Genomic DNA, 19,168 nt, shown 5'->3' with positions numbered 1-19,168 from the left:
GTGCTGAACGATCTCCTGTCGGATGATCTGAAACTCGGCACAATTAATACTGTTTGGTTGGGTTTGGCCAAGGTTGTGGCGTGTGCCGAACCGCGTCACCTCAAGTCGGGAAGCCAGCGCTGGACAATGCCAGGCCGCTGGACGGAAGCAGCCTCTTACCTCATGGATGGCGCACTGATGGCGGGTATTGCATGGGCATGGATACGCGGTCACACCGAGGTCGCCCACATATCTTTCAGCGAATTGGCCTCCCCTGCCATCGCGGGATCGCTGCCGCGTTACGACGCACGGAACGACATTTGGTAAACGGCCGACTGTCTGTGGTCGCTCGGCTCAGATGCCAGCGCGTCCATACCACCGCTGACCTCATGGGCGAAATCGATCAGTATGGTGCCGACGAGTGTGCCCCCGGACTCTGTAATGCGTTGGCGACAAGCCTCTTTCAGCTGTTCGGCTCGTTCGTCAGTCGCCGCGTACGTGTCGACGCGTACTACCGGTCGATCGGTGATGCCGTCCTCGTTGCCGCCGATCCGCCGAACCACGTTGTACGGCAATGGCTGAGCGGGTCGCCGGGCCTTCACGGTGGACGCGATCGGCGACAGTAGGGCGATCAGCACCTCGTGCACATTCGGATAGCGCGGCATCACAAGTCCTCAAGCAGGCGCAGAAAGTCGGCCATGACATGCTCGGCCGCGTTGTAGCGAGTGCCGTGCTCCCGGTAGCGGGCGTAGTGGCCGGAGGCGTAGACGACGCCGTACTGGTGACCGTCACCGGGATCGACGTAGCCGGTGACGTGGGTGGCGTTGAATCCGGTACGACGACGCGATCGAGTGCGCCAGAAGTCCGCGCCGAGGTCGGTGATCTCCTGAAGCATTCGGCGTGCGTCGTCGCCGGTGTCGAGCGCGAGATCGAATTCGTTGCCGGTCGGGTCGTAGTCCATGAAACTCGCTGTCCCGGTTCAGAATCCGTGCGCGATCCGGAACCGCACCCCAGGGCTCCAGCCGGTGAACGAGTTACGGGGATGCAGGATGTCGCCGACGATGCGGAACGGCCGACCGTCGACCTTCGCCCTGTCGGCGAAGCGGACATCGGATCCGGCCGGGGCGGTGACTTGTGCTGCGGTTTCGATGATTTCGCCGTCTACGTAGGTCTCGGTGGTGGTCCACAAGATCGCGCACGGGCCGATGAGGTGGTGGGGGTGGGCGTAGCGGTCGAGGAGGCGGCCGTCGGCGTCGCGGAGGTCGCCGTAGGCGTCGGGGCTGCCGTCGCGGTAGATCTCGACCATCACCCCGTGCGGGTAGGCCGGGCTGGTCATCAGCAGATGAGCGGTCGCCCGCTGGCCAATCCGGCATTGCGCAGGGTGAGGTGGGCTTCGTGGCAGAGCCGGTCTCGGGCGTACTGCAGCAGTTGGGGGTCGGGCAGGCTGTAGGACACCGAGCCGCCGTCGGCGGATTGGCTGGCTACCACCGGTTTCAGCCCGGCCGAGGGGCCGATCCCGGCGTTCACCCAGGTGGAGACCTGCACACAGACCGCCCGACGCAGTGCATCGCGCAGATCCGGGTCACTCGGCAGGCCCGCGGGCGTGGTGTCGTAGAGATCGTTGCTGGTGGCATCTCGGACCAACGTTGATGCCGAGCGGATCAGTGCGCCAGCGTTTTCCGGGATCGGATTGAGGAAGGCCGCCAAATCATCGGTGCTGGCGTAGATCAACATCACGCTGCCTTGTCCTGCTGCGCCGTGTCTTTCGCGGGGGCGGCCTTGCTGGTGGAAGGCTTCGTGCCGGTGTCGGGTGCGGCGGGGGCCGACGCGGCGGCGTTCGGGCCTTTGAGCAGGACAGCGCGGGTGGGGTCGAGGCATGTGACGCCGTAGAGGGTGTCGACGGAGATGATGGTGACCTTCTGGCGGATGTCGTAGTCCATCGCGACCCGCATCGCCAACCCCTTGTACTGGACGCCGAAAACATCGGCGCCGGGCGGGAGTTCCATGGGCGCGGAGGCGAATGCGAAGGCACTGCTGTGGAAGGCGACACCGACCTCGGTGGTGGGCTGACCGGGCTCCGGGGTGGGCGCGGGCTGGCCGACGTTCTGGGACCAGAAGGTGTCGAACCCGATCAGGCTTTGCCCGATACTGCCTTGGCGCAGCGCGGCGGTGCTGTCGCTCTTGTCCGCATGCAACAGCAGCGGTTTACCGAGCCATTTCGCTTTGGTCGTCGGGCCGACCACAGCACGACGGCCAGCCGCCGGGACGTTCGCGATATCGAGCAGTCGGCCAGCCTCGATCAGGTTCTCCGGGTTCTCCCACAGCCGTTCCGGACCGCCGTGGAAGACCTCGGTACCGCACTGCTGGATGACCTCGGCACGCAGCGACAAGATGTCGCGATCGACTTTCTGGCTGATCGCCTCCATCGCCGGGCGCAGAATCTGGGCGTCGAAGTCCTCCACATCCAGAGTCAGCTCCTCGGTGGTGACTTCGACGGAGACGTCGGCGATAGTGTCGAGGACGACAGGGATCTTGGATTCGGTGGTGTCCTGGATGACGATGCCACGGGTGCGGTCGAACTTGGTGGCCTCGAACCGCGGGGGCCGTTTGACGTTGACGGTGTTGCCGACCTTCTGCGGGCCGAAGTCGCTGGAGATGTCACGGTAGACCAGCGGCAACATGACCGTGAGCTCGTACAGGTTGGCCAGGCTGCGGCGGGCCAGGACGTCGGGGGTGAGGAACTTGTTGGGCACGACGGCATCCTCCGAGGGTTAGGTGCGGGAACTGGCGATGGAGTCACGGACCTTGCGCCGCAACGACTCGATGTCCTCCTCATCCGGAACAGGCGGACTCGAGGCGCCCGCACTGAAGTCACCACCGGAGCGCTCGACCGCTGGCGAATTGGCAAGTTTCGGGTTGGCGGTGATCGCATCGGCGACGAGGCTGTCGATACGAGCGGTGAAATCGGGTGCGTCCGTGTCGAGTTCATCCAGCGCACCGGCACCCCGCAGGTACGGGAGCAGAAGCTTGCGGTCACCGTGGTGGGCGTCGGCCGCTGCGGTGATGGCGTCGTTCACCCGGTACTCCCGCAGTTTCCGGTCGGAGGTGGTGGCGCGGTCGGTGAGTTCAGCGATGACCTGCTCCGGGTCGGTGTGCTCGTCGGCGACCAGGCCGAGGGCACGGCCGATCTCGTGCACTACCGCATCGCGGGCCTGTTCTGCACGAGTGTCGGCGTCGGTACGGGCTTGTTCGAGATCGCGACGTAGGTCGGCGATCACCTCTGCCAATCGCACGGGGTCGCTACTCTCCGACGCTTGCGCAGGTTCACGCGCAGCCGAATCCGGGTGGGCCGACGGCAACGAGACGGGTTCTGCCTGTTCGGTTGCGGGCGGCTGTGCGGTGTCACCGGTCGCGGTGTCAGCACTGTCGGACATTCGGATCCCTTTCCGTATCAACGGTTTAGACAGCAAGAGCAACGATTGAACCCCCACTGACCCCGACCTGACTGCGCATCCTCCAGTCGCGCGACGGGCGGCGGTTAGCATTCCTTGAATCGAATAGCATTCGATGAAACCCGTTGTCCGCGTGGAACATTGGGCAGCGCGTCACGCCGTTCCGGGTACAGGCGGCCGCGTCGTCGGCTACTGTGGCGCTCGGTCGAGGAAGGTCGTGCTCGGTTGACAGATCGACCAACGTTCTCGATCGGGTTGGTTCCTCGATCGGAGATGCAGCGTTCACAGCAGTCGGCCATCCGGGCAGGCGGCGCTGCGTCCCCATCAGGGGAGGTAGCCGTGTCGAGGAAGAGGAGGAAAAGGCAGGGGCAGATGGAAACCTCGATCCGTTTCCGGATCAAAGTCTCCATCTGCTGGGGTTCGGCGCTAGTGACGCTTGGTTTGGAGGCCGTGTACGTCTACTTGCGCTGAGCGACCCCGGGGTTGGCTGTCCAACGTGGCGGCCAACCTCGCCGCCCGAACTTATCTACGAATTAGAAGGTATCTCGGGTGTACACACAGTACACACGTAACGGGGGTATAGCCTGGACTTCTCCGAACGGCGGCTCAGTACGGGGTCTGGCCTGCCGCGACAGTCGTGGGCCTGGTCAATCCGCGGCGGTGGATCTGGTCGCGTTCAGCACTTTCGGCGTGAATGCGGGCGACTTCGTCGTTGACGTCGTCGCCGGACCAGTTCGGATTGCGTTCACGCACAGCCTGTTCGGTAGAGATCAGATCTGCCTGCTTGAGGATCGCGAGCCGGTTGGCCGTTTCGAGAAGTGGCTGTTGAGCGCGGACGGGCCAGCGGACTTCCGGGTGGGCCTTCAGTTCGATCGCGCTGCCGAAGTGGACGCGGTCGAGTTCTGTGATCACGCGGGCGAAGGGGGAGAGTTCGGCTTTCCAGTAGTTGATCTTCTTCTCACGGGTGCGTTCCGAGAGCCGGTCGCGGGCGTTGACTTCGGTGGCGGTGAGAGCACCGGCGATGCGGTCATCGCCGAAGGTGCTGGCCGACTGGCCTGCCCCGCGCAGGATCACTCCGGTCAACTCCAGCGCGGTTTCGCGGTGTTCTTGCCAGCGAATGGCGAACTGCTGGGGGATGATCGGCGGCTGCCCGTCCTTGAGGCTGCCGAGGGTGCTGCCTGGCAGTGGGGTGAAGATCGCCTGATCCGGATCGAACGTCGCTCCAGCCCCGGGCTCGCGGGTGTGCGTGACCTGCTTGTCGACGAACAAGCGGGCCTTGGCCAGCTCAACGTCACGCATCCAGGCAGAATAGGTTTCGTCCAGCGCGTCCAGGAATCTTTCCTGGCCGTCGAGGTCGGAGCGACCGAGCGGTGCGAGGCCGGGAATGTGACGCCAGGCGCGGTTGGGTTTCATATTCGGCACGTAGCGAGCGGTCAACTCGGTGACGCCGGTCGGGATCGCAGAGGTCGAATCCACCAGGGGCGCAGCCCATTCCGTAGCCGGATGCTCGGCGAGGGGGCGACGTCGGCCGAGGCGGTCGCGACTGCCGAAGTAAAGGCCGTGTTCGATGCGGCCGGGTGCGTGGTGTTCCAGATGCCGCCATACGACGCCGCTGCGAGTGTCTTCGGCGACGACCTGCCAGAAGGTGACGGCGGTCAGGCGGCCGTAGCGCCAGGAGGGAACGGCGGTGTCGGCGGGCATGTGGCCGAGCATCACGTGGTCGCCGATACTGCGGTCCCACCAGGCGCGCAGGTAGGCCCCGCCGAGGACGGAGGCGAGTTCCGCGGCTTCGAGCAGGGTGGCGGCGGTGTCGGCTCCGCCGAGGAGCAGTTCGAGGCGAGCTTGAGCGGTAGTGCGGTCGCCGCGGGAGTCGCCGTCGCCGATAACGAATCGAGGCGGTTGGGCGAAGACCATGTCGGCGCTGCCGCGGGCGATGTCGGAGGCGAGGGGGGCGTGCAGGCGGGTGACGGCTTGCGGGTCGGGGCGGCCCCAGAAGAAACGGACGACGCGGCCGATGAGTCCGCCGGAGAATTGGGCGGGCCGGTAAGCGGGGTAGCGGCGGTAGATGTCGGTGAGTCGGTCGGTGTCGTTGGCATACCAGGCATCCCAGACTCGCATGGCTTTCTGCGCCTGGTCGAATGGTGGTGGCGGCCAAGCGATGTCGGTGTCAGGCAGCATCAGGGACCTCGTCGAATCCGATCAGCGGACGCCACAGGCGTTCGGTGGTGACGACCGCGTATCGCAGCGCGTCGATACCGTGGTCGTTGGATTTGATCGGCGCATCCTGACCGTCCTCAGTCGCCGCCGTGGACCACGAATAGCCCGGGATCTCCAGCAGCAACGCCGGGCAGTGGGTGGTGATCTTCAACAGCCCGCGGCTGAACAGCATTGCCAGGATGCGCAGTCCGTAGAGGACGTCGTTGTCGGCGGCCGCAGTCGCCGTGCCGTCGGCGTCGAGTTGCACGCGCAGCGACGCGGCGGCCGGGTCGGCGATCACGTGCTGAACGTCCATGCGGGCCTGACGGGAGTCGGGCAGATGCGGGGTAGTCAGCCAGGTTCGTAGGTCGGCTGATAGGTCGGCGTCGGTCTTGCGCTGGCTCATCGTGGACGGCTCGTACCGGTTTCGTCAACCGCGTACAGGATGCCATCCACACCGATTCCGATGAGCACGGCGTGGGTGGGATTGGTTGTGCCGTAGTCGATGCCGACAGCGATCAACTGTTGCATCAGCGGCAGTGCGGCCCAGTCGGTGACGAGGTGGTCGTCCCACATGTCGAACACGCTGCCGTCGGCGGCCACCCATTCCCCCTTGATGAATCGGCGGTACCACAGCCCGGAGTACTCGCGCTTGTACTGCTGCTTGCGCTTGTCGGAGAGGGCGGGGTTGTCGTCGAGTTCGAAATGCCATGTGCGCCACTCCGGTAGCAGCGGCTGCCCGTCTGCGTCGGTTCTGCCGATGCGGTCGAGGAATTCGCGTTTGAGCCAGTGCACGGGGTTGTCGGGGTTGGTGGATCCGAACAGGCGGGCGTCGTCGAGGCTCATCCGGCCGAGCAGCTGGCGGAAGAACTCCGGGCGGATGACGGTGATCTCGTCCACGTAGGCCCCGGCCACGGTCAGCCCGCGCAGACTCATCTCCGCTTTCGCGTCGGAGGCGCCGAGCATGAACACCCGCCGCCCGAGCACGGTCGCGGTCGGTGCCCCGAAGGTGTAGGACACTCGGCTTGCGAGTGGCCCGAACAATGCTGTGTCGCGCATCGGCTCGATGACGTTGCGGGCCAGGGATTCCCGGGTGCGGCCGACCATCACGAACTGCCCACCCGGGGGTGGATCCGAGAGGAAGAACAGCCAGGACAGAATGCTGGCGATCGTCTTCCCACTTCGGATAGCGCCTTCCCAGATATTGCAGCGGGCAACGGCTTCCACGATCGAGACCGCTTGTTTGCGCGAGATCGGTAGCTGATCCAGCACACTCATACATCGCCCCTCGTGTGTCCGGAACTTCTACACCATTCATCGGCAAACCCGTTGCTCGCAAACCCAGATTGATTACCGTCGGTGTCGTGAGCATTCCTGCCCCGGGGCCGTCGGATGCCCTCGCTATGGAGGGCGAGCAGTGGATTCGCTATGCCCGCGGCGCTGCTGCCGCCTATCTGGCTGGTTGCCCGCCGCCGCAAGTAGCGGTGCATGGCTTGGTCCTCGAACCTATGGAGGTCGCCCTCCTACAGGCCAATGCCTTCTACGCACGATGGATCGGCGGCAGCGGCCAATACGTTCGTCGCTCGACTTTCGCATTCGGGGGACCGCTGTTCGTGACTACGGCGCTAGCAGCAACAGCGGTCGGCAACGCCCGCCGCGCCAAGGCCGCGAGGGCAGACGCGCAGCCCACTTGGCGACGTCACCAAGCCGGACCGGTCCTCGTCACCGACAGGCGAATCCTCTGTTACACACGCGAATCCGGGTGGCTCAGCTTCTTCCACGGCGCCGTCACCGAGTTCTACCCCGACCTACCCGGCTGGTCGGTGACCTACAACTACGGCGGACAATGTGCGCCGCTACGTCTCAGCGGCCCCGCCGCGCCAGCCCTCATCCTCTGGACAGGCATCGGTATCCTGGGTCCCCGCTGGAGTAGCGACCCCCGTCTGACACCGCTCCTTCCCACGCCCTGAGCCTCGGGCTCAACTGCTTACCGCAGCTTTGTTTGGTGTGCTGCCCTATTCGTCAGTGCCTGGTTCGGTCTCGTTACTCCGGGCGTCGTCGCCTTGGTCGGCAACGACGGCGGCCCGGAGCCGGTCGAACAGGTCGGCGAGCATCGACCGGTCCGCGGCAACGGTTTCGTTGGCCTGGCTGGTAACCAGCTCGGCGAGACTGCGCAGCGCCAGCGACAGGGCGGTGTAGCCGTCGCGGACATCCCGCAATGGTGGCAGCGGCAGCGTGACCGGGATCAGTGCATCCGCGCCGCGTTCGTAGGTGGTGACCGGACTCCACAACCGGTCGTGTAAATCGGGGATACTAGCTTCGATCATCTCGGCCAAGTCGAGGCGGCGGCGTTTGAGTTGTTCGAGCCGGGCGGCAGTGGCCTCGGCGGTCTGCGACTCGTCGAACTGGATCTCGAGCTTGCGCGCCCAGTAGCTGATGGTGCCGGGAGTGACGCCGAGGATGTCGGCGATCTCGTTGCGGCCCTTCCCTTCCGCGTGGAGTTCACGGATGCGTTCGCGGTCGGTGTCGGTGATCTTGCCGGGGTGGCTACCCCCACCGCGCGCGGCGCCGCGCTGGCGGGGTGGGTCGGTCTTCTTCGGTCGCGCCACAAGCCACCGTCAGCTCCGGAATCGGGCCGCCCAGGCGGCGACCTTCCGGTCGGCCCGGTCGCGCACCGCGCTTATCGGATTCGGCACCGGGGCGCCGGAGGCAGCGTCGATCACCAGCAGCCCGGTCTCACCGAGGATCGCGGTTGCTTCCTGGAACTCGGCCAATGCCTCGCAGTAGCAGGCGAATTCGACCACGCTGGTCGGGGTGAGGTCGGTATGCGGGGCGAGCTGTTCCCAGATCGTGCGGGCCTGCTCGGTCAACCACGCGGGTGGGGTGGCGCTCCAGGCCGATACCGACACCGGCTGTGCCGGTTTCCGCAGGGGGGATGACCGGGTAGTCCAGGGCGGTCACGAGAAGGCCTCCGATCGCGACGAGTGAGCGTGTCGGTGTCCCCTCGCGTCTTGCGAGGGGACACCGACACGGCGGGGTTTAGGAGCCGGAGGTCGAGGCCGCTCGCCGTGACCCGGCGATGCGGCTGCGGGCGCGTTGCCCGGCACCGCGGACCACGGTGCTGAGCCGACGGCCGACGGCACGGAATCGGTTCATCGCTGCTGTTCCTCCTTTCGAGTGGACGATGACGGCACAGGAAAACCCTGGCATACCTGCCAGGGTTCACCTGCAGAACTTGGAAACGCTTCTACTATTCGTCGAGGTCAATACCGAGGATCTGGGCGACTTTCTCGCCATCGAGATATTTGTCGCCGAGTTCGACCAGTCCGGCTTTGCGGAGGAATTCCTCTTTCTGTTCGCGGCTGCGGAAGCAATCTATGTCTGATATGCGGCATCCACTTATCGAGTTTGCCAAAATATTGCTACAGTTTGTGGCTGGCTTACGATAGCCCTCGCATGTAGCTGATTTTGCGCGATTTGCCCGTTTACCTTTGCGAACGAGGGGGTTGGCGATGACGACAGCGAGTCCACAGATCCCGCAGACCACAACGGACACCAGTTCGGGGACGGCGGTGCGTGCCGTCGCTGCCTTCGTTATCGGTGTGGCGATGCTGGTCGTGGCCTTCACCTATCTGGCCCCGCTCTCGAGATTGAACGTTGGACCGAACCACTTTCAGATCAGTGGCCGATCCGCGTCCGCGACCACAGGGCACCAGCGAAGTGCTCGGCGTGCGCCCTGGGTTTCAGAGCAGCAACCGTGAGCGCTCCGGGCCGCCGGTCGAAGGTAGTGGGCGCGGTATTCGCGTTCTTCCTTATGATCGCTACGGCGTCTGCCTTGCCCGCGGTTGCGCAACCGGATATCCCCTGTGAGCAGTGGCAGCAGCTGCATCCGGGGTGGCCGTGCGTCCCGGTGCCCAAGCCTCCACCGCCACCTCCGCCGGGGATGCCGGGACCGGGGCAAGCGGTGCCGTCCACGCAGCCGACTCTGCCTGGGCAAACCCAGAACCAACAGCCCAACGGATACGGACCGACCGTCGGCGGAGTCATCCCGCCGAACCCGGGTATCGGCAACGGCACGCCGATCGTGCCGGTACCCGGATATACGCCACCGGCACTCCCGGGCAACTCCCCACCGCCACCGCCCCCATCGGGATCGGGAGGGCCTGCTCCGCAACCTCTTCCAGAGGGTCAGCCCGGTAGTCCAGGGCCAGCTGCCCCGGCCCAGGATGTCCTGTCGCAGTTGGAACGGGCGGCGCGACTGCACGAACAAGGCGCGCTGACCGATGCCGAGTACATCGAGCTGAAGCAGCGAATCCTCAACGGCAGCCAGCCGCAGCCGACCCTCGCACCGCCCGCGATACCACGGCCGCCGACGAATCCCGCCAAGAGCAGCATGGGATCGGTGCCGGTACCACCCGGCTACATCTACGATCCCAATTGCGAGCACACCCCGAACTGCCAGAAGGCCCGGCACGACTACTGCACCAACTCGCCGGACCAGTTCCCCGCGCCGGGAACCAACGCCGACTTCAGCGGCGCCTGCGCCCGCCACGACATGTGCTACGACGAAGCCGACCGCAATCACACCGGATACGGAACCTGCAACGACCGACTCGCCGACGACATGCGCCAGGTCTGCGCGGACGTCTATCCACACTGGTACGACCCGAGACGATCCTCCTGCGACGCCACCGCCGCGGTCTACTGGGCAGCAGTGACCGGTGCACACATCGGAAAGAACTAGGAGCCGACCTTGCCCGACAAACCCACCCGGCCGACCGCAGTCCTGCGCTCACAGCTTCTGCTGCTGGTGGCATCGATCGCCGGAGTCGTCATCGGAGGATTGCTCGGCTCCGACCGCGGCGCCCAACTCGTCGTGTACGGCTCCTGCGGCATCATCGGCAGCCTCCTCGGCCTCCTGCTTACCGTGATCCTGCGGAAACGACACGAACGGCACCTCCGCATCTGGTTCCCCACCCTCTGCGCAGTAGGGATCGCGATATTCGTGGCGTTCTTGGTCATCAGAACCGGCTCCGACGCGGCCGACATCGGAGTCGGATTCCTCGCCCTACTGGGCGCCCTGCTCGGGCTACCCGGCATCTTCGGCACCCTCGCGATAGCGCTGACTGGCCAGAACAACGACAGCTGCATACCGATCGAAGGCAGCTGATCACCGACACCGCCGAGGATGCATCCTGCACTGCGTGCACGAACGACAGGACCCCGGGCCAGTTACTGCGGCATGAGCTCATGCCCGCGAAAGCGTCAGTGCTGGAAGGGAGTTCAACGCTTGTGCGGAACCGACGCTGTCTGTCCACAGTTCGATTGCGCACGCCGCATCCGAAATGGCTACCGCCGCAGCTACTCCTGCGCGAGATAGCGCTCCACGGATTCGACCTTGGTCGTCAGGGTGTTGGTGCGGCTGGGGCGGATGTCCGCCTTGATCACGATGCTGCACCGGGTCGAGACCGCCATCACGGCGTCGGTGGCCTTCTTGATCACGTCGAATACTTCGTCCCACTCGCCTTCGATCTCGGTGAAGCTGGCAGCGGTCCGGTTGGGGAGCCCGCTCTCGCGGATGACGCGGACGGCTTCGGCGACCTCTCGGCCGACGTCCTCTCCGACGCCCACCGGTGTGATCGAGAACGCTGCAAGCATGGCGGACTCCTCCTCGTCTGATGGCGGCCAGCGCACCGGCACCGTGTCCGATGCGAAAGTTGTTCCAGCACTACAGGGTACGCAGTAGATCGTGCGTATTTTGGCGCAGTTCCCGGACTTCGGGCACGCTCTTGATTCTGGGTGTTCTCGTCACGCGGTAGATCGTCCGGACGTCATCGATGACGCGCACGGAGGTTGTCCCCTGGGCCTTTTCGACGACGGCCGCGCCGAGGTTGACACCCTCGTCTACGTCACCGCGCCGCAGTTGGAGCGCGGCCAATCTCGCCATGCTGAGCAGCCGAGACCGTGCATGCTCGTCCGTGAGCCGCAGAGCACTTCGCAGATGCTCGACTGTCCGGGGTAGTTCCACACCACGAGTGAATGCGAGTTCGAACAGCCCCTGGGCCAGGTCGGAGGTGAGGAGTTTCTCGGTGTAGTAGGTTCTGAATCCCTCATGCTGGGTGTCGGGGTGATCCTCGGCCTGCGACTCGAGGAAGTACTGCTCGGCTTCTCGCACGGCGCGAACACATTCGCGGTCGTTGCCCTGCTTGCCGAATGCTCGCACCTTCACTGCGGCGATATCAGCGCGCCTGAGTAGCGACAGTTTGTCGGCCCGGATAGCGGCCATACCCAGCTTATCGAGGGCGTCTTCCACGTCGCCGCGGTAGATGGATTGCCGCGCCATGCAGGTGAGGATCGCGGCGCGGATCCACCAGTTGCCGTTGTCTTCGACGAGGCTCCATCCTCGCTCGAAGTCGTCTCGGGCATCCTCGTGTTCGCCGCGGTCGTAGTGGGCCCATCCGACAACACGGAAGAAGGTGGCGACGGCGGTCTTCAGTTCGGTCTCGATCTCGGGTGACATGTGAGCGTGGAGATAGGTCTCCGCGACCCGGAGCTGCGCGGCCATGCCTTCGGCGATGCTGAGGCCCGCATCGTCGGCCTGGCGGAACAACGCTGCCCACGCCCGGACCCGGTCCACATGCTCGATGCCGACCCGAGTCGGCGCCGTGCGCTCGATCGGCTCCACCGCGGCCTCGCGAAGTTCCAGCGGTAGCACTGCGACGACCGGCATCGCTACCACTCCGCGGAGGAACTCCTGGCGCCGCACATCGATCTCCTGTCGGTCTACAGGCTCCAACGTACGCGGCGTGCGGGAGTTGAAGAAGCCGAGATCGGAGGGCGAGCAGTCGAACACCGCGCACAAGGCGTCCCGGTACGGCTTGTGCGGCCAGGTGTGTATTCCGCGGAGCAGCTTCCGGATCGACTCATCGGTGTAGGTACCGGTCTGGCCGGTGAAGTCTTCGACACGTTCGTTGGTCAGTTCCGCGACGTGAGCCTGCGTCCACCCTGAGTCGCTGATTCGTCGAGCGAGCTGAAGGTTGGGAAACGGCTCTCGTATCACCGGGTACACCCCGCAGGTCGAAGTTCGTGTCGTGCTGACTGTGACTGTCGACCGCATTGTTTGTCCACCCCGCGAGTTACGAGGACGACCCCTCGCTTCGAATGAGCGGCCCGCGATTTGCAGCCACGAAAACGAGGGGCAGAACGCGGGGTTTACGCCCTGTCGATCGGTGGTGTCGCCGTGTGAGCCTCGTCAGGGTGAACCGGTCGAGGCCGACCGCCGATATCGCGACAGGAGTACGACAGTGAGCCTTCGCAACGTTGAGCCCGTGACAATGGCCTGGATACTGACCAACTGGCTCGAGAAGGCAAAGACCTTCTTCGAGGACGCCGCATTCCGCTGCGCGGAGAGTCGAGTACGCGATGTACTGCTTCCTCGTCTGGGATACCTTCAGGCCCAGCAGCTTTCATCCTACAACATCGTCGGTTCAGAAGCCCTGGAACCGCAGCCAGCCGACGACATTATCGCAGAATCTACCTTCGACCACGACATCGTCGCTCTCGCTCTGGAGGATGCCGTAAGACAAGGCGTGCTCCTCAGCAATCCACTTGGCGCCGTGACGATCCGACATCCAGTCCGATGCCGGGGCAGGCTACATCCCGGGTCAGAAAGGGCCATTCGTCCACAGGGGGCCAAATGAGCCGCATGGGCACGCCGGGCTCCCGCGAACGGAAAACCGATCTCAACAACACCTACCAGGCCGCTGCCCGCGCCGCGCTCTCCGTAACCCGTTATTGCGTAATTGATCTCGGCAGGAGACCGCTGTGACAACCGCAGGCTTCACAGTGCTGGTTACGGCGTTGTGGCTCGGATTGGCCGCAGCGTTCTGGACGGCGATCGGCTGGCGCCTGCCGACGTCGTGCCCGCGACTCATACCGATCGATGGCCACGGACCGTACGGCACATGGCCGCTGCCGATAGGTGTTGCCGCGTTGCAGGAACGACTCGTACTCGAGAAGCGCTGCCCTCAGTGGTGGACTGATCGAAACAAGTTGATGTCGTGATGATTTCGCACACATCGCCGCGCCCGGCCGAGCCCGACGACGTGATGATCCGAGTGCACTGGGACAACGTCGGAGGCGAGTGCATGGACTTGTTCTTCCGCGCGTGCGCGTCGGCAGCACGCCGATTCGCACACTCATTCAACACAACTCACGAACAGGACACCGTCACCGTGTCCGATCAGGTCTCCCCCAGCTGTTCGGCTCGCTTGCCTTATGAACGAAATTGGCTGGTGCCCTGAATGTTTTAGCAGAAATACTCAACGCAGACAATCGGACAACCTGCGACTGCGATGTCGCTCGTGGTCAGATCGGGTCGATCCTGGATGCGTCGGCAGTGCATCGGGCACCGAGCCGCGACTGCGACCCGCAGCCGTGCGAGCTGCGCGCCGGGGCCGGTGAGGTCCTTGCACCCAGCGGGTCCCGTCTTCCTGAGCGTGGTCGAGGGGTCTACGTGCTCGGGTCGACGGCGAAGGACGTCAGCGATATCAGTGAATGATTGTGACGGCTCGGGCGAGAAGATTTGGGGGCCGATTCGACGCGGACACGCCACGGGCGGATGGCGCCTGGTCAACGGGCCGGGCGAGTACTGGCTGGAGAAGACGCTCGGCGGCATTCGCGCGATCGTGCGCGCCGATACTGTGTCGACTTGCTTCTGGAGTACCGGCTCTCCCGACAGGCCCGGAGCCAGGACCGGCGGCCTTCCCGTCGACGCCGCCATCACCGAAGCGGACGCCTGGCTCGAGATCCACACGACCACACCCGCTGGCCCCGCACCGCGCACACCAGCGGCATCGACCGACGGCACTCTCCCTGACCACATCCCGTGAACCAGAAAGGTACTCAAATGATCGCGATACCCCGCACCTGCTGCTTCCGTACGGACGAGACAGCGCCTCCAATCACGGCCGAAACAATCGATATCGATCCGACCTGCGCGAACAAGACGAAGAGCATGCGGTCGCAGCGTTTCCGACAGCGTACGTAGCCGTCATCGACACCCCCCACACGTTGCTGCGAGCGGTCGGCTACATCAACAGCGCGCTACCGGGGTGGCCGAACAACGAGGACCGCGTCCAGCGCCACGCACGCTCGCTCGGCTACCACCTCGCCCGCGTCCTCGTGTACTCCACCTCCACCGTCGACGACCCGATCGCACGGCTGCTCAACACCGCACGCAACTACGACGCCGCGGCCGTCATCACCCCCACCCTCGAACACATCGGCGGCGACCCAGCACCGATCCGCGCGGTGTGTGATCTCGAAATCATCTACCCGGCAACAACATACGCGCGCACCTAGATACAAGTCGCCGGGCCGGAGCGCACCGTGGCGCCAGTGAGCTGTGGGCTCGGGAAATGTCGGTCCTCAGATCTGGAACCGGGTCGCTGACGCCTCGGCGCAACTGGCCGCCGATGTCACCGGTATCTGGTGGAAGGCGCTGCCTGTCGCGCGCCCCGGCGGTCTCGACATGCCCGGTTCGGCTGCCATGCTGGCTGCGCGCCTTGCAAAGCTCGGTCCTGAAGATGACCCTTTGGAGGCCGTGACACTCAGCATGATCGCATTCGCGCAAAATGCTCACGCACAAGCAGTGGCTCAGGCGAGCGAGGTCGAGCGATACCGGCAGACGCTACGAGCGCCTCTCACGGAGAGGTCCGAGTAGTCGTGAATCCCCGTATGTGCCTTACTGTTCCATGAGCTGAGTGATCGTTTGCCGGAATCGGTCGTTGGCGCACGGCTCGATGTGGAGGTCGCCGTACCGGCGTGTGTAGAGGTAGCGCCCGTCCCCATCTACGTCGAACCAGCTCACATACCTGCGCGGTAGCGGCCGAGGTGAATGGCGATCGAGGTGAACTTCGATGTGCCCGTACCCAATTCGCGGGGCAGCCAACAGCCGCCGCATCTTCTCTGCCACCGTTGTCTGATCATCGACGAATCCGTTCACAGGGTGAATATTCTCTACCCGTTCCCAGGTCTCGACCATGTTCTTGATCCGACCCGCCGGTTGATCTCCGGCCACAGCAGCAAACACCTTGGGCACCAACGCCGGTGACCCTACCTCGACCACGATGTTCCCACCGGAGTCCGGGTCCGGGCCGGGACGTTGCACCATGGTGACGCCGATGTTCGCGGTCACGGCTCCGTAGGCTCGCAGCGGCTTCTTCCGAGCACCGACCAGCACCAGCGAAATATCCGGATCCGTGGCTGTCCGCAGTACCGGCAGCAGATCAGGATCGTCCAGCACCGGAAGCCGTTGGCGGAGGCCGCTTTCGATGGCCTCCCAGTCGGCCAGTGACTCCACCTCGGGTCGCACGACCAATGGCGCGGGGATGCGATCCCATCGCATCTGCCCCCACGCGTACAAGACCTCGCTCTGAGTGAACTCCCACCTCATCGATTATCGGTGGCCCTTGTCGCCCGATTGCCGCTGTCCGGAGGACTGATCATGCACCATCAGCGGGTTTCTTCCGCTCGTCGGTCCAATCGTTCGACCGATCGAACGCGTCGGCACCGAGCGCGGGCGGCACCGCCGGAATCGGCTCTCCCACCAGGTCGACCTTGTTGCGTTCATGGACGAGCAGTTCCGGCCGCCCCTTGCGTTCTTTGTCTTCCTCCCCTTTGGCTTTCCCGCCAGGCATCCCCATCCCCGGCATACCCGACTGCCCAGCAGCGGCCGGTCGACCGGCACCACCGAGCGGGCTACCCGCTGGACTGCCTGGCGCAGACTGACCTGGAATGTTGCGTCCCGGACCGCCTGAACTCGACAAGCTGCCACCGCGCCCGCCGATCCCGCCGCCCGGCAAACCCGACCCAGCCCCCAACCGCCGCCGGTGCCACCAGTGCTGCCGACGCCTGCGGGTGTCGTTGCGTTCGGGTTCACGCTCGCTGGTGCGGTAGCCGCTCCTGCACCACCCGGACCCTGTGGATTGTTGCCTTGCCCGGCAGACGAATTCACCAGCCCGGACGGATCGGTGCTAGCCGGGCCGGAATCTGTGCCAGCAGGATTCGTCTGCTGATCGCTCGGGCTCTGCGGTCCGTGCTGAGAATCGCCGGAGGAATTGTTCGCCCCAGACGGATTCGTCCCGCCGCCTGATCCACCAAGCCAGCCAGGTCCGTTGACTCCCGGCGCGTTCGCCCCCGGTCCGTCGCTCGGGCCCGTGGGCGGCACATAGGTCGGGATCTTCTCTCCCGCAGGTGGATACGCGGGCACGTAGTAGTTGATCATCGCTTGTCTGGCGGCCTGCTCAGCATCCGAAGCGGCAGTCAAATACCCGATCACCGTGGCCGGGTTCTCCGCACCCTTCACCGACGGAGCTCCCGGAGCCTGCGGAACGGACGGGACCGCACCCTTGGCTACTTCCGCACCGTAGGCAGCGCTGGTGATCCGTTCGGCCACGCCCTGAGTCACGTTGTGCATGTCGGTCATCTCGCCAACGAAACGGTGGGTGGCGTTCTGGATCGCGTCGGCCGTCGCGCCTTCCCACCCCTGGCTGATAGCCTTCTGGACTTTCGCGTTCAAGCCCAAGTTGTTGAACATGACCGCATCGGCGACTTTCCCCCACGCCTCCGCAGAGCTATGCATCGAGCCGGGCTGCATATCGTTGACCGCCTGCACGATGTCCTGATGACTCATGGACATGAACGGTTCCAATGCGTCATGGGGCAGATAATCCGGATCGTATCCACCGGTTCGGACATTCTTGTCCGTTTCGGCCGCCGAGTCTCGGCTCGATGAAGCGCCTTTTTGGGACAGTCCCCACTTGACCAGCTTCGTAGCGATCGAGTCATCAGGATTCGGATCAGTGCTGCCCATGATCAGTTGTCCTTACCGATAAATGGCTCAAGTGTAGAAGCAACTTGCACGATGTTGCCGCACGGCTGTACGCCTTTACCTCTACCTGAAGAGTCAATTAAGACCGAGACCTCGAAGTAGCCGACCTTGGTTTGCATATCAAGGTCACATTCGGGCGTACCGGTCTTATTCAGTTGAATTGCATTGCGACCATTGATATCGATTTCCTGGTATTTGCCTGCGTACCGTTGCTTATCTTCATCCAGTGTAATGTTTCCAGAAGCCAGCTGGAGCGCCCCGTCGGCGTTGCTGAATTGGCATGTCAAGAATGTATATTCGGCGACCTGGTCGTGCATGCGTTTCCGGGTGGCGGGGTCGAATCCGATCGTCGAAACGGCATCGTCAGGAATCCAAGTACAAGGATCGACTATCACCTTCGGTCGGCCGCCCGACTTGGCATATCCAGTATCCTGCGATGGCGGCTGGAGGCGCGAGGCAGTCAACGTGGGGTGCGCCGGGCCGGAGGAATCGCTCGACGTGGCAGATGCCTCGGTCGATGTGGTCGATTCGACATTATTACCGGAGTTGCAGGCTGCAATCAGGAGAGCTGTCATTGCCAGCATGACCGGCCCACCCCATCGGTTAGGCTTTGCCATCAGAGAACTTTCCGTTTATCGCGTTGATTACGGCCGTGTTAGCTGCCTCAACTTCGTCTGTTAGATTGGCCGCTCTTAGAATTGCAGCCTTCATTCGCAGGGCGGATGCCTCAGCATCTATCAAGGCATTATATGCTTGTATTGCCTTCTGTTCGAACCCTGATTGCAGTCGCTTGGCCGACTCGAGACTACCGAAACCCTGAAGGCGTTGCTGAAGCTGAATCTCCTGCTGCCGCTTCACCATCTCGTCAGCGAACCACTGATAGTGGCCCGCCAGTTCGTGGGCAGCACCTTCTTCCAATCGGAAATTGCCTTCTGAAGCTGCCTGCCAGAGGTCCGCAGCTGCTACCTGTCCTAGAGCCATAACATGCCTCCTGGTCCCGTGTCGTCTGCTTGCCTACTTCGACGCATGTCGCGCTCGGACGGTTCCCCGAGGTAGTTGATCACGACGTAGGCCGAGTCGGTGGGGTAAGCCTGCTCGCCGGAAGATGGCATCCGACGGTCCCGGAGATCACCGTTGCCACCTGGCTGCCGATCTTGATGGTGGTGCCGTCTTCTGGGTTGAAGAACCACACATCGTGGTTGCCCGGGGCATTCTGCATGGTTTCTGGTGTCGTAGCACCGACCTGGGCGGCAATTGCATGAGCGCGTTCCGCGAACGCCTGCCAAACATTGTCCGGCACAGGCGTATTCGACACATACTCCTGTAGGTAGACGATGCGCCCGTCGGTTCGGTCGTAGGGCTTATCGCAGCCGGACGGTGTGCGCTCACGGTTCCAGGACCACTGCATGCCGGGTATCAGATCGGTTCCGGCGGCGGCGATCTGTTCTACCGCCGAACGCAGTTGAGCTTCGGCGTCTTCGAGGCTGGGCCGCCCGAGCAGTCGTTGTGTTGCAGCCGCGGTTTCCTTGTCGCTTGTCGGCTTGCTGCTGTCGCCTTCGGTCATGAGCTGACGTCCGATCACTAGTACCGCGCCTACGACCAGTGCCAGGGCGATGGCCCCGACGACTATGGTCGTGCGTTCGAAGGA

At 64.1% G+C, this 19,168-nt stretch carries 26 protein-coding genes; 8 read left to right on the top strand and 18 right to left on the bottom strand.

The genetic code is table 11. The annotated features are described in order from the left end of the window. Positions 1 to 306 (top strand): hypothetical protein, encoded by a 306-nt coding sequence (locus HPY32_RS20455; RefSeq protein WP_156673930.1) that lies wholly within the window; start codon positions 1 to 3, stop codon positions 304 to 306. Here HPY32_RS20455 and HPY32_RS20450 read toward each other — a convergent pair. From HPY32_RS20450 to HPY32_RS20415, 9 genes are all read right to left on the bottom strand, one after another. Next, the gene (locus tag HPY32_RS20450) at positions 279 to 644 is read right to left on the bottom strand and encodes a hypothetical protein (protein WP_067578923.1); all 366 of its coding nucleotides are present in this window, start codon (positions 642 to 644) and stop codon (positions 279 to 281) included. The genes HPY32_RS20455 and HPY32_RS20450 overlap by 28 nt on opposite strands. Continuing rightward, on the bottom strand, positions 644 to 940 hold the full coding sequence (locus HPY32_RS20445) for a hypothetical protein (RefSeq protein WP_067578925.1): 297 nt from the start codon (positions 938 to 940) through the stop codon (positions 644 to 646). The genes HPY32_RS20450 and HPY32_RS20445 overlap by 1 nt, the downstream gene beginning before the upstream one ends. Positions 941 to 958: 18 nt before the next feature. Then, entirely contained in the window at positions 959 to 1,315 is a 357-nt protein-coding gene (locus HPY32_RS20440; RefSeq protein ID WP_067578927.1) for a hypothetical protein, read from the bottom strand. Continuing rightward, complete coding sequence (locus HPY32_RS20435) at positions 1,315 to 1,716, bottom strand: hypothetical protein (protein WP_156673931.1); 402 nt, start codon at positions 1,714 to 1,716, stop codon at positions 1,315 to 1,317. Before HPY32_RS20435 ends, HPY32_RS20440 begins: the two co-directional genes overlap by 1 nt. Next, entirely contained in the window at positions 1,713 to 2,732 is a 1,020-nt protein-coding gene (locus HPY32_RS46190) for a major capsid protein (protein WP_067578930.1), read from the bottom strand. Before HPY32_RS46190 ends, HPY32_RS20435 begins: the two co-directional genes overlap by 4 nt. 18 nt (positions 2,733 to 2,750) lie before the next feature. Continuing rightward, on the bottom strand, positions 2,751 to 3,470 hold the full coding sequence (locus HPY32_RS20425) for a hypothetical protein (RefSeq protein ID WP_156673932.1): 720 nt from the start codon (positions 3,468 to 3,470) through the stop codon (positions 2,751 to 2,753). A gap of 567 nt (positions 3,471 to 4,037) precedes the next feature. After that, entirely contained in the window at positions 4,038 to 5,609 is a 1,572-nt protein-coding gene (locus HPY32_RS20420; RefSeq protein ID WP_156673933.1) for a phage portal protein, read from the bottom strand. Then, positions 5,599 to 6,033: a terminase large subunit domain-containing protein gene (locus HPY32_RS44710; RefSeq protein WP_231951340.1), complete on the bottom strand. Its 435-nt coding sequence runs from the start codon at positions 6,031 to 6,033 to the stop codon at positions 5,599 to 5,601. Before HPY32_RS44710 ends, HPY32_RS20420 begins: the two co-directional genes overlap by 11 nt. Further along, entirely contained in the window at positions 6,030 to 6,905 is an 876-nt protein-coding gene (locus HPY32_RS20415) for a phage terminase large subunit (RefSeq protein WP_231951341.1), read from the bottom strand. Before HPY32_RS20415 ends, HPY32_RS44710 begins: the two co-directional genes overlap by 4 nt. A gap of 86 nt (positions 6,906 to 6,991) precedes the next feature. On the opposite strand from HPY32_RS20415, the gene HPY32_RS20410 reads away from it, so the two are divergent. Further along, on the top strand, positions 6,992 to 7,597 hold the full coding sequence (locus tag HPY32_RS20410) for a hypothetical protein (RefSeq protein WP_156673934.1): 606 nt from the start codon (positions 6,992 to 6,994) through the stop codon (positions 7,595 to 7,597). A gap of 45 nt (positions 7,598 to 7,642) precedes the next feature. Here the strand turns inward: HPY32_RS20410 and HPY32_RS20405 are convergent, their stop codons facing one another. Both HPY32_RS20405 and HPY32_RS20400 read right to left on the bottom strand, forming a co-directional pair. Then, the gene (locus HPY32_RS20405) at positions 7,643 to 8,236 is read right to left on the bottom strand and encodes a helix-turn-helix domain-containing protein (protein WP_067578938.1); all 594 of its coding nucleotides are present in this window, start codon (positions 8,234 to 8,236) and stop codon (positions 7,643 to 7,645) included. A gap of 9 nt (positions 8,237 to 8,245) precedes the next feature. After that, positions 8,246 to 8,536, bottom strand: coding sequence for a P27 family phage terminase small subunit (locus HPY32_RS20400; RefSeq protein ID WP_171982949.1), 291 nt, complete (start codon positions 8,534 to 8,536; stop codon positions 8,246 to 8,248). A gap of 275 nt (positions 8,537 to 8,811) precedes the next feature. Between HPY32_RS20400 and HPY32_RS20395 the strand changes: the two genes are divergently transcribed. The 3 genes from HPY32_RS20395 to HPY32_RS20385 all read left to right on the top strand — a co-directional run bounded on the left by HPY32_RS20395 (position 8,812) and on the right by HPY32_RS20385 (position 10,797). After that, on the top strand, positions 8,812 to 9,012 hold the full coding sequence (locus tag HPY32_RS20395; RefSeq protein ID WP_067578941.1) for a hypothetical protein: 201 nt from the start codon (positions 8,812 to 8,814) through the stop codon (positions 9,010 to 9,012). Positions 9,013 to 9,867: 855 nt separating this feature from the next. Continuing rightward, positions 9,868 to 10,371, top strand: coding sequence for a phospholipase A2 (locus HPY32_RS20390; protein WP_067578943.1), 504 nt, complete (start codon positions 9,868 to 9,870; stop codon positions 10,369 to 10,371). A gap of 9 nt (positions 10,372 to 10,380) precedes the next feature. Next, complete coding sequence (locus HPY32_RS20385; RefSeq protein WP_067578945.1) at positions 10,381 to 10,797, top strand: hypothetical protein; 417 nt, start codon at positions 10,381 to 10,383, stop codon at positions 10,795 to 10,797. A 191-nt stretch (positions 10,798 to 10,988) separates the two neighbouring features. Here HPY32_RS20385 and HPY32_RS20380 read toward each other — a convergent pair whose 3' ends face one another. Together HPY32_RS20380 and HPY32_RS20375 are read right to left on the bottom strand one after the other, a co-directional pair. Continuing rightward, positions 10,989 to 11,285, bottom strand: coding sequence for an MTH1187 family thiamine-binding protein (locus tag HPY32_RS20380; RefSeq protein WP_067584642.1), 297 nt, complete (start codon positions 11,283 to 11,285; stop codon positions 10,989 to 10,991). Between the two features lie 70 nt (positions 11,286 to 11,355). Further along, positions 11,356 to 12,744: an NsdA family TPR-like regulatory protein gene (locus HPY32_RS20375; protein ID WP_507236493.1), complete on the bottom strand. Its 1,389-nt coding sequence runs from the start codon at positions 12,742 to 12,744 to the stop codon at positions 11,356 to 11,358. A gap of 187 nt (positions 12,745 to 12,931) precedes the next feature. Here HPY32_RS20375 and HPY32_RS20370 point away from each other — a divergent pair, with 187 nt between their 5' ends. From HPY32_RS20370 to HPY32_RS20365, 3 genes are all read left to right on the top strand, one after another. Beyond that, positions 12,932 to 13,327, top strand: a complete 396-nt coding sequence (locus HPY32_RS20370) for a hypothetical protein (protein WP_156673937.1) — start codon at positions 12,932 to 12,934, stop codon at positions 13,325 to 13,327. Beyond that, the gene (locus HPY32_RS45715; protein ID WP_269456468.1) at positions 13,324 to 13,455 is read left to right on the top strand and encodes a hypothetical protein; all 132 of its coding nucleotides are present in this window, start codon (positions 13,324 to 13,326) and stop codon (positions 13,453 to 13,455) included. The genes HPY32_RS20370 and HPY32_RS45715 overlap by 4 nt, the downstream gene beginning before the upstream one ends. A gap of 1,244 nt (positions 13,456 to 14,699) precedes the next feature. Then, a complete protein-coding gene (locus HPY32_RS20365; protein WP_067578951.1) occupies positions 14,700 to 14,990 on the top strand; it encodes a hypothetical protein in 291 nt (96 codons plus the stop codon). A gap of 382 nt (positions 14,991 to 15,372) precedes the next feature. Here the strand turns inward: HPY32_RS20365 and HPY32_RS20360 are convergent, their stop codons facing one another. The 5 genes from HPY32_RS20360 to HPY32_RS20340 form a co-directional block, all read right to left on the bottom strand. Further along, complete coding sequence (locus HPY32_RS20360) at positions 15,373 to 16,083, bottom strand: ESX secretion-associated protein EspG (RefSeq protein WP_067578953.1); 711 nt, start codon at positions 16,081 to 16,083, stop codon at positions 15,373 to 15,375. Between the two features lie 3 nt (positions 16,084 to 16,086). Then, positions 16,087 to 17,502 (bottom strand): WXG100 family type VII secretion target, encoded by a 1,416-nt coding sequence (locus HPY32_RS20355; RefSeq protein WP_156673938.1) that lies wholly within the window; start codon positions 17,500 to 17,502, stop codon positions 16,087 to 16,089. 2 nt (positions 17,503 to 17,504) lie between these two features. Beyond that, the gene (locus tag HPY32_RS20350) at positions 17,505 to 18,104 is read right to left on the bottom strand and encodes a DUF3558 domain-containing protein (RefSeq protein WP_171982947.1); all 600 of its coding nucleotides are present in this window, start codon (positions 18,102 to 18,104) and stop codon (positions 17,505 to 17,507) included. 19 nt (positions 18,105 to 18,123) lie between these two features. After that, positions 18,124 to 18,501 (bottom strand): hypothetical protein, encoded by a 378-nt coding sequence (locus tag HPY32_RS20345; RefSeq protein WP_156673939.1) that lies wholly within the window; start codon positions 18,499 to 18,501, stop codon positions 18,124 to 18,126. Positions 18,502 to 18,580: 79 nt separating this feature from the next. Then, the gene (locus HPY32_RS20340; protein ID WP_171982946.1) at positions 18,581 to 19,084 is read right to left on the bottom strand and encodes an LppA family lipoprotein; all 504 of its coding nucleotides are present in this window, start codon (positions 19,082 to 19,084) and stop codon (positions 18,581 to 18,583) included. Between the last annotated feature and the right edge of the window lie 84 nt (positions 19,085 to 19,168).

The organism is Nocardia terpenica, assembly GCF_013186535.1.
Lineage (GTDB): Bacteria > Actinomycetota > Actinomycetes > Mycobacteriales > Mycobacteriaceae > Nocardia > Nocardia terpenica.
This window is presented reverse-complemented; position numbering and strand designations above follow the sequence as displayed.

Excerpts from the sequence above, each read along its gene's own strand:
- HPY32_RS20345 (WP_156673939.1), bottom strand. The coding sequence starts at position 18,501 with ATGGCTCTAGGACAGGTAGCAGCTGCGGACCTCTGGCAGGCAGCTTCA.
- HPY32_RS20360 (WP_067578953.1), bottom strand. The coding sequence starts at position 16,083 with ATGAGGTGGGAGTTCACTCAGAGCGAGGTCTTGTACGCGTGGGGGCAG.
- HPY32_RS20350 (WP_171982947.1), bottom strand. The coding sequence starts at position 18,104 with ATGCTGGCAATGACAGCTCTCCTGATTGCAGCCTGCAACTCCGGTAAT.
- HPY32_RS20395 (WP_067578941.1), top strand. The coding sequence starts at position 8,812 with ATGACGGCACAGGAAAACCCTGGCATACCTGCCAGGGTTCACCTGCAG.
- HPY32_RS20380 (WP_067584642.1), bottom strand. The coding sequence starts at position 11,285 with ATGCTTGCAGCGTTCTCGATCACACCGGTGGGCGTCGGAGAGGACGTC.
- HPY32_RS20440 (WP_067578927.1), bottom strand. The coding sequence starts at position 1,315 with ATGACCAGCCCGGCCTACCCGCACGGGGTGATGGTCGAGATCTACCGC.
- HPY32_RS20340 (WP_171982946.1), bottom strand. The coding sequence starts at position 19,084 with ATGACCGAAGGCGACAGCAGCAAGCCGACAAGCGACAAGGAAACCGCG.
- HPY32_RS45715 (WP_269456468.1), top strand. The coding sequence starts at position 13,324 with ATGAGCCGCATGGGCACGCCGGGCTCCCGCGAACGGAAAACCGATCTC.
- HPY32_RS44710 (WP_231951340.1), bottom strand. The coding sequence starts at position 6,033 with ATGAGCCAGCGCAAGACCGACGCCGACCTATCAGCCGACCTACGAACC.
- HPY32_RS20415 (WP_231951341.1), bottom strand. The coding sequence starts at position 6,905 with ATGAGTGTGCTGGATCAGCTACCGATCTCGCGCAAACAAGCGGTCTCG.
- HPY32_RS20450 (WP_067578923.1), bottom strand. The coding sequence starts at position 644 with ATGCCGCGCTATCCGAATGTGCACGAGGTGCTGATCGCCCTACTGTCG.
- HPY32_RS20420 (WP_156673933.1), bottom strand. The coding sequence starts at position 5,609 with ATGCTGCCTGACACCGACATCGCTTGGCCGCCACCACCATTCGACCAG.
- HPY32_RS20375 (WP_507236493.1), bottom strand. The coding sequence starts at position 12,744 with ATGCGGTCGACAGTCACAGTCAGCACGACACGAACTTCGACCTGCGGG.
- HPY32_RS20445 (WP_067578925.1), bottom strand. The coding sequence starts at position 940 with ATGGACTACGACCCGACCGGCAACGAATTCGATCTCGCGCTCGACACC.
- HPY32_RS20355 (WP_156673938.1), bottom strand. The coding sequence starts at position 17,502 with ATGGGCAGCACTGATCCGAATCCTGATGACTCGATCGCTACGAAGCTG.